The organism is Parapedobacter sp. ISTM3 (genome assembly GCF_016533505.1).
Lineage (GTDB): Bacteria > Bacteroidota > Bacteroidia > Sphingobacteriales > Sphingobacteriaceae > Parapedobacter > Parapedobacter luteus.
On the sequence record NZ_JAENGN010000021.1, the window covers coordinates 64,365 to 82,636 of the forward strand.

Genomic DNA, 18,272 nt, shown 5'->3' on the forward strand with positions numbered 1-18,272 from the left:
ATTTCTTGAGTTTGCTGAATTTTTCTTGTTGATAACGAGTGGTTTGCGTTTTTTTTGATCTGGGCAATACTACTTTTCCGGCCGCCAATACACTTAGCGACTGTTACCCGGTGATAAACCATGAAAAGGAAAGCTGTCAACGATTTAATCAAACGATATCTTCAGGGCGATTGCACAGCGGAGGAGCGCCAAATCCTTTATTTGTGGCTCGCTAAGCAAGCTGCTCAGGAAGAATGGGAATGGCAGCCGGAAGAAGAAGTGGAGGTGGAGCACCAGTTGCGGTTCCGGTTAAGACATCTGTTGGAAAATCCGAAACCCCTGGAGGCGGAGTCTCCGCAGCGAACCAGGAGCTTATTCGGAAAATTGGCCGGTGCGGCTGCCATCCTGTTATTGGCCTTGACAGGGCTGGGAATTTGGTTTCTCGGTCGTCATCCCCTACCAACGGTAGGGACCGTTGCTATACAACAGCGTGAACCCGTAGCATTTCAAACGTATGCGGCGTTGACGATTCATGCTGAAGGAAAAGACTATTTGGTAGATAGTTTGCCAATCGGGGTCGAAACAACTGTTGGACAAGCCGTGGTCAAAAAGACATCGATTAATAGCTTGAGCTATTACCAACGTTTGGGCGACATGGATTCGTCGTCCAGGGTCTTTGCCAAGCATACGATTTTTGTGCCGAAGGGGCGGGACTTTAATGTGACGCTTCCCGACGGATCGGACGTGTGGCTCAACACCGAGTCCGCATTGGAGTTTCCCACACGCTTCACTGGAAGCGAGCGTCGTGTAACGATATCTGGAGAAGCATTCTTTGACGTGACGTCTGATAAAACAAATCCATTCATCGTTGCGGCCAACGAAACGGAAGTCATTGCCACGGGCACCCAGTTCAATGTTAAAGCCTACCGGGATGAAAAAGCTACGTATGCAACATTGGTTGAAGGCATGATTACGATGGCCACGCCTGAGGAATCGCTATCAATGACGCCAAGCCAACAGGCCATAACACAGCAAGGGATGCCAGGTATACAGGTATCTTCGATAAATGTCGCCAACATTATCGCCAAGAAAAATGGATATTTTGCTTTTTATAAACAGGATATTACCAGTATCATGAAAGAGGTATCGCGATGGTATGATGTAGAAATTTATTTTCAGGGGGAGATCTCGCCGCGACTCTTCGGTGGCACGTTTTCCAGAAAACGTACGCTGAATGAATTGCTGGAATATTTTCAGTCGATCGGCAATTTTAAGTTTAAGCAGAAAGGAAGGAGGATTATCGTTATGTCATGACATCAACTCCATAAAAAAACCAGAAGTGCTCGAACACTTCCGGTTCATTATCCAGCGGCAAACGCTGTGATTAGGTCAATCAATTGCGGAAACAATTTTTAACAAACCTAATATGCAAATGTATAACATTTTTGCTGCCCGAGCAAGAGGCAGTAGTCACGCTCTTTCCCTAACTAGACTTTTGATAACCATGAAGCTATGTATTGCATTGATGCTTATAGCGGTATTTCAAGTCAAAGCGACAGCATATGGTCAAAACGCGACCATTCAAGCCAGAAATGTTTCACTGGTCTGGATTTTTGAAGAATTAAAGAAGCAAACGGATTATGATTTCCTTTATGCATTCGACGATCTCAGTGGAAGCAAACCACTCACTGTTAACTTCAAAAATGCTCCCATTACCAAGATTCTGGATGCCGTTTTTGCCAATCAGCCTTTGTCTTACCGTATTAAAAAGTCGATGGTATTGGTTACGCGCAAGCACTTACAGGCACCGATAGCCACCGTCACACAAGATTCTACCAGACAAATCATGGGAACAGTAACGGATGAAACGGGAAATCCCTTAAGTGGTGCATCCGTATCCATACAGGGTGGTGCTGGTAATGGCACCTACACGGATCAGAGCGGCCGATTCTCACTTACGGTGCCGGCGAATTCTTCGTTGGTTGTTTCGTATGTGGGATTCGAAACTAAAACTGTCCCTACCGATCAACGGACGACATACGGCATTGCCCTTGTTGAAGAGCCCAGCGTGCTGGAAGAGGTCGTTGTGGTCGGTTATTCTACCCAAACCAAAAAAGAAATCACCGGTTCGGTAGCCATCGTGGATGTGGAAGATATGAAGAATGTCCCTGCAGGAAGCGCTGAGCAGATGCTGCAAGGCCGGGCATCAGGTCTGAACATTACGACGTCCGGCAGTCCGGGCTCGGCAAGCAATATCCGGATTCGAGGAATTACATCATTCGGCAACAACAGTCCTTTGGTCATTATCGACGGTGTACAGGGCGAATTGACCGACATCAATTCGAACGATATCGAATCGATACAAGTGTTGAAAGATGCAGGCGCAGCTGCAATCTATGGGGTGCGGGGTTCGAATGGCGTGATTGTCGTAACCACCAAAAAAGGAAAAGCCGGTGCGGCTAAAATTACTTACGACGGTTATTACGGGATTCAGACACCGCCGAGCGGCAATGTCTATAACCTGCTAAATACGCAGGAAATGGCCGAGGTGACCTGGAAAGCATTCATTAACTCCGGGCAAGTGGATGCCAACGGTAATCCCAGTCATGTGCAATATGGCAACGGCCCGACTCCCGTTATACCGGATTACATCCTTGTGGGCACAAATACGGGTGTGGTGGGTAGCTTGACCGAAGAACAGCTGGCAAGTTACAACGTTGATTATAGCAGGGGAGATATCTATCAGATCATACCGGCAAATAAGGAAGGGACGGATTGGTTCCATGAAATATTCAAACCGGCTCCCATACAAAGCCATACGGTGTCAGCCTCAAGCGCTGGCAATAAATCGTCTTACTTTTTCTCTGCGGGGTATTTCAACCAACAAGGGACGATGATAGACTCTTACCTAAAGCGGTACAGCGTACGGGCCAATACATCGTTCAATATCAAAGATAATATCCGTGTGGGGGAAAACCTATACCTGTTTACCCGGGATAATCCGAGCGCATACACCGGCGTACAAAACACTTCCGATACCGGTAACCCATTGATGCTGTCTTTCATGATGCAGCCCATTATTCCGGTATTTGACTTGATGGGCAACTACGCGGGTACGCGGGCCCGGGGATTGGGACAAAGCCCCAGCCCTTATGCCGTGGCTCAGCGCAACGGTGGGTATCATAACAGTTCGTGGACCGCTCAGGGAAACATCTTCGCGGAGATCGACTTTCTTAAGCATTTCAATTTCAGAACTTCTTTCGGTGGATTCGTAAGAAGTGGAAATACCAACAACTTCCTGCGCCGGACGTATGAAGATGCCGAAAACAATTCAATAAATACGTACAACGAGGGTTCGTCGTATACCCAGCAGTGGACATTCACCAATACGCTTCAATACAACCAGAAGTTTGGACGGCACCAAGTAAAGGTGTTGGCGGGCTTGGAGGCTGTGGAGAATACTGGCCGGACGCTCGGTGGCAGCTCGGCCGGATACTTCAGCGACGATCCAAGCTTTCTTACATTAAGCTCGGGTTCGGGCAACTTTACCAATCGTAGCAGCATGTCGGAGTATACCCTGTACTCCCAGTTTGGTAAAGTTGACTATAATTTTGACGAGAAATACATCGTCGGGGTCACGCTCCGTCGCGACGGATCGTCCCGGTTTAGTGAACAGAATCGCTGGGGAATGTTTCCGGCGTTTTCCGCAGGCTGGCGAGCATCCGAAGAACGTTTTATGGAAGGAGTAAGCTGGCTTGACAATTTGATGATTCGTGGGAGCTGGGGCATTTTGGGCAATCAGCTTAATGTGGATCCCAGCAATGCTTACACGCAATATAACAGCACGGTGGGCGGCAGTTTGAATTCGTACTATGACATCGGTGGGACGGGGTCAAGCCCCCTGCAGGGATTCCGGCTTAGCCGGATAGGAAACTTAGCTACCGGATGGGAAGAAGACCGGCTTTCCAACATCGGGCTGGATATGACCGTGCTGAATTCAAAACTTGACCTTTCGGTTGAGTATTACCAGAAACGGATAAATGGGCTGTTGTTTGAAGATCAATCGCCAGCCACGGCTGGTGGAGCTTCCCTGCCAACGGTAAACATCGGGAATATCGAAAACAAAGGGGTCGATTTTAATGCAAACTACCATGGGACAGCTGGAGAGCTGACCTTTGATTTAGGATTGAACGTGACTCGTTATAGGAGCCGCGTGGTTGATTTGCCGAACACGTATTTTGATACGGGTACTACCCGGACGGGAAATTTCGTGAGGAACCAAGTGGGGCATCCCGTTGGCGCATTCTTCGGCTATCAGGTTGAACGGCTTTTCCGCGATGCGGACGATGTGGCCAATTCGCCCGCGCAGGATGCCGCAGCCCCAGGTCGGTTTAAATATGCGGATATCACCGGTGATAACCAGATTTCTACCGCAGACCGTACGTTCATCGGGGATCCGAACCCCGATTTTACCTATGGCTTGAATATGAACGCAAGTTATAAGCAATTCGGGTTGACCATGTTTTTTTACGGTTCGCAAGGCAATGATGCCGTGAACTATCAGCGTTGGTGGACGGATTTTTTTCCGTCGTTGCAGGGCGTGAAGAGCAAGGACCTGTTGTACAATTCATGGCGCCCCGATAACCTGGATGCTAAAACGCCCATTATTGAAAACCAATCGAACTTTAGCAACAACGCGGTTCCTAATTCTTATTATATCGAGGATGCTTCTTTCTTAAAGCTGAAGAACATCATGCTCAGCTATACATTTGGAGGGAATCAATTGACCCGTTTGGGTATCAATCAGTTGCGGGTCTACTTGCAGGTGGCGAATCTTTTCACCATCACGAAATATACCGGACTGGATCCCGAACTTGGCGGTACGGAGAGCGCGTTCGGTATCGATTATGGCAACTACCCGAATAATCAACGTAACTATAACTTAGGTGTAAGTTTCACATTTTAAGGAATTGATCGATATGAACCTGCATAAATAGGCATAAACAAAAGGACATGAATGATTTATGCAAGATTCATTGCCGTCAAAAACAAATTATTCGAATGAAAAAATTCATTTTAAAGATAACGGTATACAGCATGGGTGTGGTGACACTTTTAGGTGTGAGCTCATGCAGTGATAGTTTTTTGAAAGTCGATCCCTTGGGGACATTGAGTGATCAGACGCTGGCCAATGCCGCAGGTGCGGAAGGCTTACTCATCGGTGCCTATTCGCTTTTGGACAAAGTCGGCGGGGCAGGCAGTGGCAATGGCATTTCGAGCTCAAACTGGGTGTTTGGAAGTGTGGCCGCTGATGACGCGTACAAAGGCTCTACGCTCGGAGACCTTCCGGATATTTTGGCGGTAGAAACGTTCGCGGGGAATCCGGCTACTGGTTTGTTCAACAGCGAATGGCGCGTGTTGTATGACGCGATACAACGGAGTAACGAGGTGCTGCGTGTCCTCGAGTTGGTGAACGACATCTCGGACGCGGAAAGAACGCGGATTGCCGCAGAAGCGCGCTTTTTAAGGGGGCATTTTCATTTTGAAGCGAAGAAAAAATGGAATAACGTGCCCTTCCTGGATGAAAGCATCAACTATAACAACGGTAACCTGAATGTCCCAAACACAGCGGACATTTGGCCGAAGATTGAAAACGATTTTGTTTTTGCGGCTGAAAACCTTCCGTCAACACAGTCGGCGATAGGCAGGGCCAACAGTTGGGCGGCGAAGGCGTATTTGGCAAAAACCTACCTTTTCCAAGGCAAATACTCAGCCGCCAAGCCATTGTTTGACGACATTATCACGAATGGAACAAACCCCCTGGGCGTGAAATATGATTTGGTGAACTTCCATGACAACTTTAACGCGGAGCGATCAAATAATGCGGAAACGGTTTTTGCGGTACAGTTTTCGGTGAATGATGGCTCGAACGGCCAAAATGGCAACCGTGGCGACCGGCTCAACGGGCCTTATAATTGGGGGCCTCCGGGGGGCAGCGGCTTTTTTCAACCCTCCCAGAGCTTAGTTAACTCATTCCGGGTGAACGAAGACGGGCTTCCTTACTTGGATAATTTCAACGCAGTGGACGTGAAAAATGATCAAGGGATATCCTCCACGACGCCGTTTACACCGGATGAAACCGCCCTTGATCCGCGCTTGGATTGGACTGTGGGGCGCCGTGGTATTCCATATTTGGATTGGGGTGTACATCCGGGGCAAGCAGCCGTTCGCGAGCAATCGAGCGGCGGACCCTATGCACCAATCAAAACGGTTTATTACAAGGCACAAGAAGGTGTGTATTCAGATGCTACGGCATTGTACGGCATCTATACAACCATCAGCTACAAAATAATCCGCTTTGCGGACGTGTTGCTGATGGCGGCAGAAGTGGAAGTGGAATTGGGTGACTTAGTGAGAGCAACCGAACTGGTAAACCGCGTGCGCAGCCGGATGAGTGATCCCGCCACGTGGGTACATACCTATATCAACAATGATAACCCCGGAATGGGTTTCACCGATATTCCGGCGGCAAACTACAAAATCGGGCTTTATCCGACATTTCCTAATCCGGAATATGGACGGAAAGCCGTACGATTCGAACGGAAACTGGAATTGGCCATGGAAGGACACCGTTTCTTTGACCTGGTAAGGTACGGTACCGTGGCCGAAGAGCTTACGGCTTACTGGGAGAAAGAAAAAGCGGTCCATACGTATTACGGATCGGCCGTCTTCCAAGTCGGTAAGCATGAGTATTACCCCATTCCACAAGCTCAGATCGATTTGAGTTTGGGAACCCTGGTGCCGAACCCCAATTATTAACGTATATAAACATCAAGGAGCATCGTTAGTTGCTTGACTTTTTAGTAACAAAACAAGTAAATTTTAAAAAATGGAAAATTCAACATCATTATCACGCCGGTCATGGCTGAAAAATGCAGCTGTCATTGGTGCTTCAGCGGTAGCTGCACCTGGCTTGATTGCTAAAGCGGACGCCAAAGCTTCCAAAGCCGCACCTTATACGCCTCCCATACGGTTTGCAGTGTCTACGTATTCATACTGGCATTTCGAGAAAGTCAAATATCCGATTGAAAAGGTTATTGAAAACGCTTCAAAGCTGGGTTTTGATGGGGTGGAAATCCTGCATAGACAAATGGAAAGCGAGGAAGTGCCTTACATGAATAAATTGAAGCGTCTTGCCTTTGACGCTGGATTGGCTCTGCCGATGCTTTCGATTCACCAAAGTTTCGTGCAACCAGATATTGAGCGCCGTAAGCGTGATATTGCCCATACTAAGCGTTGCATCGGACTGGCCGTGCAAATGGGAATTCCCTGCATCCGGATGAATACCGGTAGCTGGGGCACCGGGCGGTCAGCACCTGATTACTATAAAACGGGTAAAGAAACCCCGCTTCCGGGGTATACCGACGAAGATGCGATTAAGTGGTGTATCGATGGCTTGGGCGAATGTTTGGTCGATGCGGAAAAAGCAGGGGTGATATTGGCTATCGAAAATCACTGGGGGCTTTCGTCCAATATTGACTACCTCGAACGTATTTATACAGCCCTCAAGGACTCGCCCGCAATGGGGCTTAACCTGGATACAGGAAACTATGTAGGTGATCCGTACCCGCAATTTGAGCGGTTGGTGGGATATGCCAACATCATTCAGGCGAAAACGTACTATGGAGGTGGCCATTATTATGATTTGGATCTCGACTATCCGCGTATAGGTAAGATTGCACGTGATAAAGGCTTCAAGGGATATGTGTCGTTGGAGATGGAAGGTAAGGAAAACCCGGATATTGCCGTGCCCAAAAGTTTGGAAGTGTTGCGTAACGCATTTAATGGGTAAGTAGAGGATGATGGAAGGAAGCCTACAGTGGCTTCCTTCTTTAAGATAGTTTGCACACTTTTTAATCGCTATATGGATGTTTTTCTTCGGTTGAGGTTGTCGTCGATGATGTTCCTGCAATATTTTGTATGGGGCATGTGGTACGTAACCATGGGCACCTTCATGATGACCCACCTTAAGGTTGGAGCCGTGGAGGTGGGGAGTGCGTATGCGACCTTTTCCATCGGGGCCATCATTTCCCCCTTTTTTGTCGGATTAGTGGCTGATCGTTTTTTCCCTTCCCAACGTGTATTGGGTGTATTGCATATCGCTGGAGCTGTTGTGCTTTTCTTTGTGGGCAAGGTTACGGAATTTTCCGCATTCTGGTGGTTGATCTTACTATATACGATACTGTATACGCCAACCATTTCGCTTGCCAACTCCATTTCTTTCAGGCAAATGGATAATCCGGGAAAGCAGTTTCCTGCGGTACGGGTGCTGGGCACCATCGGATGGATAGCGGCCGGCCTGTTAATAGGTTATCTGGAGCTGGATAGCTCGTCACTTATTTTTCATGTTGCGGCAATTGCTTCGATAGCACTCGGGATGCTAAGTTTTATGCTTCCGCATACGCCGCCGAATCGGACGAACAACGCCTCCTGGAAATCGCTGTTAGGACTCGAAGCATTGGTGCTGTTCAAAAGCCGTGCTTTCTTGCTGTTTTTTGTGTTATCCATACTGATTTGTATCCCTTTGACGTTTTATTACAATTTCGCTAATCCTTTTTTAAATGATATAGGCGTATCCAATGCTGCGGGGAAAATGACACTGGGCCAGGTATCGGAAGCACTGTTTATGCTACTTATTCCGTTTCTGTTTGCAAAACTGGGTGTCAAGCGGATGTTGATTTTGTCATTGGTTTGTTGGATATTGCGCTATCTGTTTTTTGCGTTCGGGGACGCTGATAACGCCATGTGGATGCTTTTGGTTGGCATTGCATTGCATGGTGCATGTTATGATTTCTTTTTCGTCACGGGGCAAATCTATACAGAGCATGTGGCTGGTGAGCGGATCAAGAACGCTGCACAAGGGCTTATCACGTTTGCGACGTATGGGATTGGGATGTTTTTGGGATCCTATATTTCGGGGTACCTTACGGAACAATATGTCATCATCGGTGGTGACCACACAACGTATAACTGGGAAAGCGTTTGGTTAATTCCTGCATACATATCGGTAGCGCTGCTTGTGCTATTGGTATTATTTTTCAACGAAAGGAAAAAAAGACAACAAGTATATGAATAGAAGACAAGCAATCAAAGGTGTAGCGATGCTCATCGGCGGTACCGCTACCATTTCTACCTTTGGGTTGATGACTCAGTCGTGTTCGGGAGAGCGCGGAGAAACGTCAGCGTTCAGCGATACCGAACGGGAGTTGATGGACGCGGTATGTGATACATTGATTCCGGAAACGGATATACCGGGGGCAAAAGCTGCCGGCGTCGGACCATTCGTGTTGATGATGCTGGAAGATTGCTACAGTGAGGAAGACCGCGAACTCGTATCGAAGGGATTGTCGACCCTGGAAAAAGAGGCCAGGCAATACCATGGCAAATCTTTCAACAAGTTGACGCCGGAAGACCGCGAGAAGTTGCTTAAAACATTTGAGGGAGACAGCGCACCGTTTTTCGGCTTGATTAAGCGGTTGGCCAACCAGGGGTATTATACGTCTGAAATCGGCGCTACGCAAGCGCTGGTGATGGATTTTATACCGGGTGACTACCATGGGTGCCTGCCCTTGCAGGAAGGGCAGCGTGCTTGGGCAATGTAGCGCGGATAATGACTGGCGTCTATCCAGAAACGCAGGGACTCGGCTACCCTGGTATCCAGCAAGGAGCACATGGGCAGAAAAACGCAAATGACGTGTCGTAAAGACCGTTTACCGGGAGATCGCAATGAAGCCAGAGACGGGATAGACAGACACTAACTAAATAAAACAAAAGGATGTACCTAAATATTACTGCAGAAAAAACGAATACCTATGATGCTATTGTCGTCGGCTCTGGTATTAGTGGGGGTTGGTCGGCCAAGGAGCTGACCGAAAAGGGGCTGAAAGTACTCATGTTGGAGCGCGGCCGCAATATAGAGCATATCAAAGATTACGAAAATACCTTAAAGCAGCCCTGGGAGTTTAAGCACCGGGGGGAGCTGACTAATGAACAGAAGCGTACCCACCCCGTGCAGACCCGGCATGGGCACTACAATGAATACAACGAAAGTTTCTGGGTGAACGACGAAGAGAATCCGTATGTGGAGGTGAAGCGGTTTGACTGGTTCAGGGGCTACCACGTTGGCGGGCGGTCGCTGATGTGGGGGAGAGGGTGTTTACGGATGGGCGAAGTGGATTTTGAGGCAAACGCTAAAGAAGGGATAGGCGTGGACTGGCCTATCCGTTATCAAGATATTGCACCTTGGTACGACTACGTGGAGCGCTTTGCGGGCATAAGTGGGCAGGCCGAAGGGCTGGCCCAATGCCCCGACGGGGTTTTTTTACCGCCCATGGAAATGAACTGCGTGGAAAAGGAGGTCAAGAAGCGAATAGAAGCGCATTACAACCGGGAGCGGGTGCTGACGATTTTTAGGATGGCCAACCTGACCGTGCCGCACAACGGCCGGGGCAAGTGCCAGAACCGAAACCTCTGCGCCCGGGGCTGTCCTTATGGCGCATATTTCAGCACGCAATCGGCCACGTTGCCTGCTGCCGTCGCGACAGGAAATCTGACGTTGCGTCCATTTTCGGTAGTGAGCGAAATAATCTATGATAAGGAAACCAAAAGGGCAAAGGGTGTTCGGGTAATCGATGCGCAGACTTTGGAAACTACGGAATATTACGCCAAGATCATCTTTCTGAATGCGTCGACGTTGGGAAGTACTTACATCCTCCTGAACTCGGTTTCGGATGCTTTTCCTGAAGGAATGGGTAATGGAAGCGGCCAATTGGGGCACAACTTAATGGACCATCACTTTAGGGTAGGTGCATCGGGCACGTTCGAAGGATTTGAAGATGTTTATTACTCCGGCAGAAGACCGGCGTCTGTATATGTGCCCCGCTACCGTAATTTTGGAAAAGATAAGCGTGATTATTTGCGGGGATTTGGAATGTCCGGCAGTGCGAGCCGTTCAGGATGGCAAAAAAACATTGCTGAACTGAGCTATGCGGAAGAAATAGAAGCACGGACAAAGCCGGGAGAGTGGCGTATGGGACTCGCAGGATGGGGTGAGACCCTTCCCTACTACGAGAATCGGGTGTGGCTGGATCATGCAAAAAAGGATAAATGGGGATTGCCACTGCTGGCCATTGATGCGGAGTTTAAGGAGAACGAGCTGAAGATGCGTGTGGATATGAAGAATGACGCTGCCGAAATGCTGGAAGTGGCTGGTTTGAAAAACATCAGTACCTATGATCGACCTTCGCACCCGGGTGCATGTATCCATGAGATGGGTACCGCCCGAATGGGGCATGATCCGAGGACTTCAGTATTGAATAAATGGAACCAATTGCACGAGGTACCTAACGTGTTTGTAACGGACGGAGCGTGCATGACATCTACGGGGAACCAAAATCCATCGCTTACCTACATGGCGCTCACTGCGCGGGCGTGCGACTATGCTGTCAGCGCGCTAAAAAAAGGAGACTTATGACCAATAACCAACGTGCCCCGCTCCGCATACTTGTAGTGGGCTGTGGAAATATGGGGGCATCTCATGCCCATGCGTACCACGGACTGGAAGGTTTTCAGATCTGTGGCCTGGTTTCCCCCGGAAAGAGCAAAGAAGTCCTCAACGACGCGCTGGGAGGGGGTTATGCCTTATACGACAACTATTTGGAAGCGCTGAAGCTTACCAAGCCCGATGCGGTGTGTATCGCTACGTATCCTGATACACATGAGGCGTATGCAATCGCGGCTTTTGAGGCAGGAGCTCACGTATTTCTTGAGAAGCCGCTCGCGGACACGGTTGACGGCGCTTTGCGTGTGAAGGCCGCGGCTGTGGAACGTGGTAAAAAATTGGTGGTGGGTTATATTCTACGGCACCACCCTTCGTGGATGCGGTTTATTGCGGAAGCCCGCCGTTTGGGAACCCCGTTGGTTATGCGGATGAACTTAAACCAGCAAAGCCACGGCGCCATGTGGGATACCCACCGTAATCTGATGAAGAGCCTTAGCCCCATTGTCGACTGCGGTGTGCATTATATCGATGTGATGTGCCAAATGGCGCCTGGGGTGCCAACGCAAGTGAGCGCGATAGGTGCACGACTGACGGATGACATTGCCGACACCAATTATAATTACGGCCAATTACAGCTTCGCTTTTCAGATGGATCGGTCGGTTGGTATGAAGCGGGTTGGGGGCCGATGATCAGCGAGACGGCTTACTTTGTAAAAGATGTTATCGGGCCTAAAGGTTCGGTCTCAATTGTGGCTGCTAACGCCCAGCAGGATGGAAAATCGGATGCTGTGGCGTCGCACACCAAGACGGAGCGACTGCGGTTGCATCATGCGGCTTTAGATGGTGCCAATGAGTTTGTGGCGCCGGATGAATGGATCAGTATGGAAGACGAACCCGATCACCAGGAACTGTGTAATCGCGAACAGGCCTTTTTTCTTCGGGCCATCGTTGAAGATCTGGATCTTTCCCGTGCGACGGACGACGCCATCAACAGCCTGCGTATTGCGTTTGCTTGTGATGAATCGGTGCGTACAGGGCGGGTTGTGCAGCTGCCGGCCATGAATGCATAGGAATTTTTGTACCTCATACTTAATTAGTCATGTTTATTATCCCCTCTTTTCGCTGGGCGCGGCTGGCATGTTTAGGTGCTGGGCTTTTTGTGTCCCAAATCGTGGTGGGCCAGCAGGCCGACCAGTCGTATGAACGGTTGCAAAGTCAGTTTGAAAATTTGCAACACCAATTTCAGCAGCTGAATAAGGTTATTGACGATCTGAATTGGATGCTCGGACTGGATGACTTTGCTTACATGGACAAAGTGCAACTTACAGGACCGCCACCAGCGGTGGAGCGGAATCCGACCGGCCAGGGTGCTGGCAATCCGTTGAAATTCATGGCCTATGTGTTTATCCCTAAACCTTTTAATCCTGATGATAAATACCCATTGCTTGTATTGCCCCATGATGGCGTACATGGGAATTTCAGAACGGCATACGCGCATATCATCAAGGAGCTTATGATACAAGGGTATGTGGTGGTCGCCCCGGAATACCGGGGGAGTAGCGGATATGGCAGGGGATTTTACCAACAGATTGACTACGGCGGATTGGAGAATGAAGATGTGCGGGTGAGTAAAGATTTTATGTTGGATCAGTATAGCTTCATTGATAAAAACCGGGTCGGTATCATGGGGTGGAGCCACGGAGGAATGATCACCTTGATGAATTTGTTTAATTTTCCGAAGGATTATAAAGTCGGGTTTGCCGGGGTGCCGGTAAGTGACCTTATCGCCCGTATGGGATATAAAAACGATGGATATCGGCAGTTGTACTCGGCAGATTATCATTTGGGCAAAAGCGCCGACCAAAACGTGGCGGAATACCGGAAGCGTTCGCCGGTTTGGAATGCGGATAAGTTGGAAACCCCGTTGTTTGTACATGCAAATACCAACGATGAGGATGTGAATGTGCTGGAGGTAGAACACCTGATCAAGTCCCTCCAAGCGGCAAATAAGACTTTCGAGTATGAAATATTCGAGAATATGCCCGGCGGACATGTCTTTGACCGGCTGGATACTAAAAAGGCGGTGGAAGTCCGGTTGACGATCTATCAGTTTCTCGGGCGGTACTTAAAACCTAAGCACCCATTCACCGACCCGACCTCGCTGTTGAAGGCGAGTTATTACCCGATGCCTTCGCCTTAGCTGCCCCAATGGGAAATGGAATATAAGCGTACAATGTAATCTGATTTTTTTTATTCTTGCTAATCAAAAACCAATCCCCCAAGTGTAGCGGTGATGGCGGGGATGGAAAGAATACGCAAAGGGCTTGAAAGATCATGGATTACGCTTCATTGTTTCGCTTTATAATAGATTTTAGGACAAAGTTTATTTTGATTGCCGGTTGGCCGTTGATGCTGGCTGCGCAACAGGCGCCAAAACTAAAAGTTGCCTTCCCCACTTCGGATAGTACGATCGTGGCGGAAGGCATTGCCTTTTTCAAAGGGCAGGCTGATCCTTCAGGTATGCTTTTCCTCAATGGCAACGAAGTACAGGTATACCGTACCGGTATGTTTGCCGCGCCACTGCACCTGACCGAAGGGGACAATGAGCTGCATGTCCGGTACATTGTTGGTTCGGATACGGTGTGTCGGCGAATGGTTGTGGTTTATAAAAAGCCTGCTCCGCCCCAACCGACGAGCGGTTTTGCCATCGATGACGTGCGTCTATCGATGGAGGGGGATTTATGGTTGCAGCCCGGCGATTTACTACAGGTAGAAATGAAGGCTCCTCCGGGGATGAAAGCCACGTTTTATAAAGGTATTCCACTTTTTGAAGTGGACACGGCAGATGCGGAGGTGGCGGGGATTTACCGGGGTGAATATGTGATCCAACCGTCCGATAGTTTGATGGAACAGGCTATTCGGTTTGTGTTATACGACGAAACTACCCAACAAACGGTAACAAAGGACAGCCGCCAGCGGATTACTGTATTGAACCAATCCCATGCATTGACGGGCTTGACCAAGACCAATGATGTCCCCTTATTCTATGGCTTAGGCACCGATCGTTTGGGCGGAGCCAAGATGGGGTATCTAGATAGTCTGGTGAAGTTGGAAATAACAGGCAAAATGAACGATATGTACCGGTTGAGGCTCTCTGAACAAGTGCAGGCTTACGTGCCGGTAGATTTTGTTCGCTTGCAGCAAGGTGTACATTTTCGACCTTATTCGCTTACCGGTAGCTGGATGGTGTCGTCGGATAGCACGAACGATTTCATCCGCATTGGCCTGAATGAACGGCTTCCTTATACCGCAATTGTACAGCATGCGCCCACGCGCATCGTGGTGGATATTTATGGTGCGGTGTCTAACAGTAATTGGATAACACAGAAGGACAGCCTTATAGCGATTGAAAATGTGTGGTATGAGCAGGTTAGTAAAGGTGTATTTCGCGTATATGTCGAGACGAAGCAACCACAATTGTGGGGATATGATGTGGGGTATAGCGGTACTCAGCTGGTCATCCGTGTAAAGGCCCAGCCTCCAAAGCTTGACCTTGGAAAGCTGCGCGTCGCCGTGGATGCAGGGCATGGCGGGCGTAATCGTGGCGCAACGGGAATGACAGGGGCACTGGAGAAAGACCTCAACTTATCCATGGCATTGAAATTAAAAACTGCCTTGGAAAGGATAGGCACGACGGTGATTATGACGCGGGAAACAGATCGGTCCTTCAACAACGGCGACCGGCTGACGTGGCTCAAAGCGCAGCATCCGGATTTATTGATAAGTATTCACTGCAACGCCTCGGTAAACCCCTTGGTACAGGGAACGTCTACCTATTACCGGCATCACGCGTACCGGCCCCTGTCGCGCCATATTCTTGCCCAGTTGCGAAAACTGGGGTTGGCGGATTTCGGTAATGTAGGCGGATTTAATTTCGCACTCAATGCGCCCACGGGATTTCCATCCGCTTTGGTGGAGGTAGCTTTTCTATCGAATCCGGCCGACGAGGAGCGGTTGTTGGATATTGGCTTTCATGATGAGGTCGCTGAGCGCATTGTGGATGGGCTGCGGGATTTTTTGGAGGCGGTTCAGTAACCCACGATGTTTAGTCAATTTTGTCTTACCTTTGCCTGCACATGGACGTAATGAATTGGAAACAATTGCTCTCCGCCAAGCGGTGGGGATACGAATCCCGCCAGGTAGATGATCAGCATGACGCGCGGTCCGAATTTCAGCGGGACTACGATCGGCTGATTTTTTCGTCGCCTTTTCGTAGACTTCAAAACAAAACACAAGTTTTCCCATTGCCGGGCAGTGTATTTGTACACAACAGGCTTACTCATAGCCTTGAAGTAGCTAGCGTAGGGCGGTCGCTGGGGCGTATTTTTTATAATGAAATGCGTAGGGCAAATCCGGAGATAGACAACGAGATTCCCTATTTGCAGGAAGTGGGTAATATTGTATCCGCTGCATGTTTATCCCATGATTTAGGGAATCCCGCCTTTGGGCATTCGGGAGAGGCAGCTATTTCAAACTATTTTACAGATGGGATTGGGGTTGAATTTAAAGACCAAGTTACGCCGGCTGAATGGGCCGATCTGACTCACTTCGAAGGTAACGCTAATGCGCTGCGTATACTTACGCATCCTTTTGCGGGTAAAGATGAGCACGGCTTTGCGCTGACTTATACGACATTGGCTGCCATTGTGAAATATCCGTGCGCCGCCATTGATGGGCACGACAAAAATACACACCACCGAAAGAAGTATGGCTTCTTTAAATCTGAAGAGCCTGTCTTTGAAAAGATAGCGCAAGCGTTGGGGCTGATTAAAGATGCGGACGTACAGACGGGCTATAAGCGTCATCCCTTGGTTTATCTGGTGGAAGCGGCGGACGACATCTGCTACAATATCATTGACCTTGAAGATGCCCATCGGCTTGGCATCTTGTCTTACGAACAGGTCGAGCGCCTGTTGTTGCCGGTTTGCCGCGATGACCAACTGGAAGGACGCTTAAAAAAACTTGCCGATTTTGATAGCCGGATAAGTTTGCTGCGGGCAAAGGCGATAAATACACTGATTATGTCTTGCGCAAAAGTCTTCGCAGAAAACCAAGATGCCCTTTTGCGGGGGCAGTTTGGCCAGCCGTTAATGGCTGCGGTAGATGTTGATTTGGTCAATGCCATGCGTGCGATCGAGCAGGTGTCGGTAGAAAAAATTTACAATGCGCAATCGGTCGTGCAAATCGAGGTTGCGGGCTATAAAGTCATGAACGGTCTATTGGAAGAGTTTATCCCCGCCTACCTCAAACAGGAGCGGACGAAATATGATACGAAGCTGCTGGCATTAATGCCCCAGCAGTTTTACACCCAACGGCAGGATACGTACGCTAAAATTCGGTCGGTACTTGATTTTGTTTCGGGGATGACTGACCTCTACGCCGTGGAGCTTTATCGGAAAATAAAAGGAATATCATTTCCCTCATTGGATTAAGGCAAGGTACCGACCTTGCCATTTAGCAAATGACGCGTTAGTTTATGCATACAACTCTATACAACCCATTCACCGACTTCCGGTTCGACAATAATAGCTGCTTCTTGAGCGGGCAGCCGTTGCAGTCGGTGGATGAACACATACAGGTCTTTCCGCACTGGCTCATGCGCAAGTTTGATTTGGAAGACAAGCCCTTCAAGCTGCTTGATGAAAGTATGCGTACCTATAAGCAATTGCAACTGCCATGTGCGACGGAAGTGGCTGAACGGATTGCCGAGCTGGATAGACAGGTGGAGCAAGCGTTTGACAGTGGGTACCATGCGGTAAAGGAGTTGGAAAGCGTATTGCTGTTTCAGTGGGTGGCTAAGATGGTGTATGGAGTTGTCTTTAATGAGATACAAGCAGGCATACGCCAGCAAATGCTTAGCGGAGAGGCCATGAATTTTTCACAGGTACTGGCGCATAAATTTAAAAATTTGCACTTAATGCTGCAGTCGCTTATCAGGCCTATGCAGTTTGATGGTGCTATACCTTTTTCCGTGGTGGTTGTACCGGTGGACAATCCCGAAAATACATTCGGCTACCGCGACGAAATCAATACGTTGGTGTACTCACTTAGGATGAATGATTTTGGCCTTATCGTGTGCTTGCAGGATAATGGTACCAATAACGTATATCATGGGGAATACCTGGAAAAGATAACGGGGAAGGTGCTGCATCCGATTCAGTTTGAAGAATTATGCGCAAGGTATTTTTATTCGGCATATTTATTTAGCCGGTTGCCTGAATATACCGTATTGACGACGCCTGATATGGTATATGTCGAACCGATGCCGCTGGCCAGTATGAGCATGAGGCCGATGTTTGATCAATGGCAGGTGAAAACATTCGGGCAGGTACTCGAGAATTTTTGGAAGCCTTGGGGGTATTCGTTGTTCGAAATTATCAAAAATCCTGAACGGCCGATGTCGTTTTTGCTGGACGCCAACGGCGATTTTATCCCAGCAAATGCGATTTCACTGGAGAGAGAATGATCGCGAGGATAATTGATGCTTGATTTTTATTCAATTTTATTTGGCATCAACAGGTAAAAATGGCTACCTTTGATGCCCTGCTTTTTTGAAAAGTAGGTTGTTGTTCATTGAGAAGGAATTACCAGAAAAAGGGAAGAGCTGATAATTAAGTGATTAGATGTTTTTTGATAGAAATTTTGAAAAACATTTTGAATATCAAAAAAACTC

The 18,272-nt window shown here is 48.6% G+C and carries 12 protein-coding genes; all 12 read left to right on the forward strand.

The features are described from left to right. Positions 1 to 120: 120 nt before the first annotated feature. The 12 genes from JHJ32_RS20635 (at position 121) to JHJ32_RS20690 (ending at position 18,065) form a co-directional block, all read left to right on the forward strand. Entirely contained in the window at positions 121 to 1,293 is a 1,173-nt protein-coding gene (locus JHJ32_RS20635) for a FecR family protein (RefSeq protein WP_200122281.1), read from the forward strand. A 190-nt stretch (positions 1,294 to 1,483) separates the two neighbouring features. Beyond that, positions 1,484 to 4,945 (forward strand): TonB-dependent receptor, encoded by a 3,462-nt coding sequence (locus JHJ32_RS20640; protein ID WP_176146275.1) that lies wholly within the window; start codon positions 1,484 to 1,486, stop codon positions 4,943 to 4,945. A gap of 95 nt (positions 4,946 to 5,040) precedes the next feature. Further along, complete coding sequence (locus tag JHJ32_RS20645; protein WP_200122283.1) at positions 5,041 to 6,798, forward strand: RagB/SusD family nutrient uptake outer membrane protein; 1,758 nt, start codon at positions 5,041 to 5,043, stop codon at positions 6,796 to 6,798. A gap of 70 nt (positions 6,799 to 6,868) precedes the next feature. Continuing rightward, complete coding sequence (locus JHJ32_RS20650; RefSeq protein ID WP_079718662.1) at positions 6,869 to 7,831, forward strand: sugar phosphate isomerase/epimerase; 963 nt, start codon at positions 6,869 to 6,871, stop codon at positions 7,829 to 7,831. Positions 7,832 to 7,903: 72 nt separating this feature from the next. Further along, a complete protein-coding gene (locus JHJ32_RS20655; protein ID WP_200122284.1) occupies positions 7,904 to 9,115 on the forward strand; it encodes a nucleoside permease in 1,212 nt (403 codons plus the stop codon). Next, positions 9,108 to 9,641 carry a gluconate 2-dehydrogenase subunit 3 family protein gene (locus JHJ32_RS20660; protein ID WP_079718664.1) on the forward strand — a complete coding sequence of 178 codons (534 nt, stop codon included), beginning with the start codon at positions 9,108 to 9,110 and terminating at the stop codon, positions 9,639 to 9,641. The genes JHJ32_RS20655 and JHJ32_RS20660 overlap by 8 nt, the downstream gene beginning before the upstream one ends. Positions 9,642 to 9,814: 173 nt before the next feature. Next, on the forward strand, positions 9,815 to 11,512 hold the full coding sequence (locus tag JHJ32_RS20665) for a GMC oxidoreductase (RefSeq protein ID WP_200122286.1): 1,698 nt from the start codon (positions 9,815 to 9,817) through the stop codon (positions 11,510 to 11,512). Beyond that, a complete protein-coding gene (locus JHJ32_RS20670; RefSeq protein WP_079718666.1) occupies positions 11,509 to 12,609 on the forward strand; it encodes a Gfo/Idh/MocA family protein in 1,101 nt (366 codons plus the stop codon). The genes JHJ32_RS20665 and JHJ32_RS20670 overlap by 4 nt, the downstream gene beginning before the upstream one ends. Before the next feature lie 29 nt (positions 12,610 to 12,638). Next, positions 12,639 to 13,739 carry a S9 family peptidase gene (locus JHJ32_RS20675; RefSeq protein ID WP_079718667.1) on the forward strand — a complete coding sequence of 367 codons (1,101 nt, stop codon included), beginning with the start codon at positions 12,639 to 12,641 and terminating at the stop codon, positions 13,737 to 13,739. Positions 13,740 to 13,873: 134 nt separating this feature from the next. Further along, positions 13,874 to 15,634 (forward strand): N-acetylmuramoyl-L-alanine amidase, encoded by a 1,761-nt coding sequence (locus tag JHJ32_RS20680; protein ID WP_200122288.1) that lies wholly within the window; start codon positions 13,874 to 13,876, stop codon positions 15,632 to 15,634. Between the two features lie 50 nt (positions 15,635 to 15,684). After that, positions 15,685 to 17,031, forward strand: a complete 1,347-nt coding sequence (locus tag JHJ32_RS20685; RefSeq protein WP_079718672.1) for a deoxyguanosinetriphosphate triphosphohydrolase — start codon at positions 15,685 to 15,687, stop codon at positions 17,029 to 17,031. A gap of 44 nt (positions 17,032 to 17,075) precedes the next feature. Then, positions 17,076 to 18,065 carry a hypothetical protein gene (locus tag JHJ32_RS20690; RefSeq protein WP_079718669.1) on the forward strand — a complete coding sequence of 330 codons (990 nt, stop codon included), beginning with the start codon at positions 17,076 to 17,078 and terminating at the stop codon, positions 18,063 to 18,065. Positions 18,066 to 18,272: the final 207 nt, after the last annotated feature.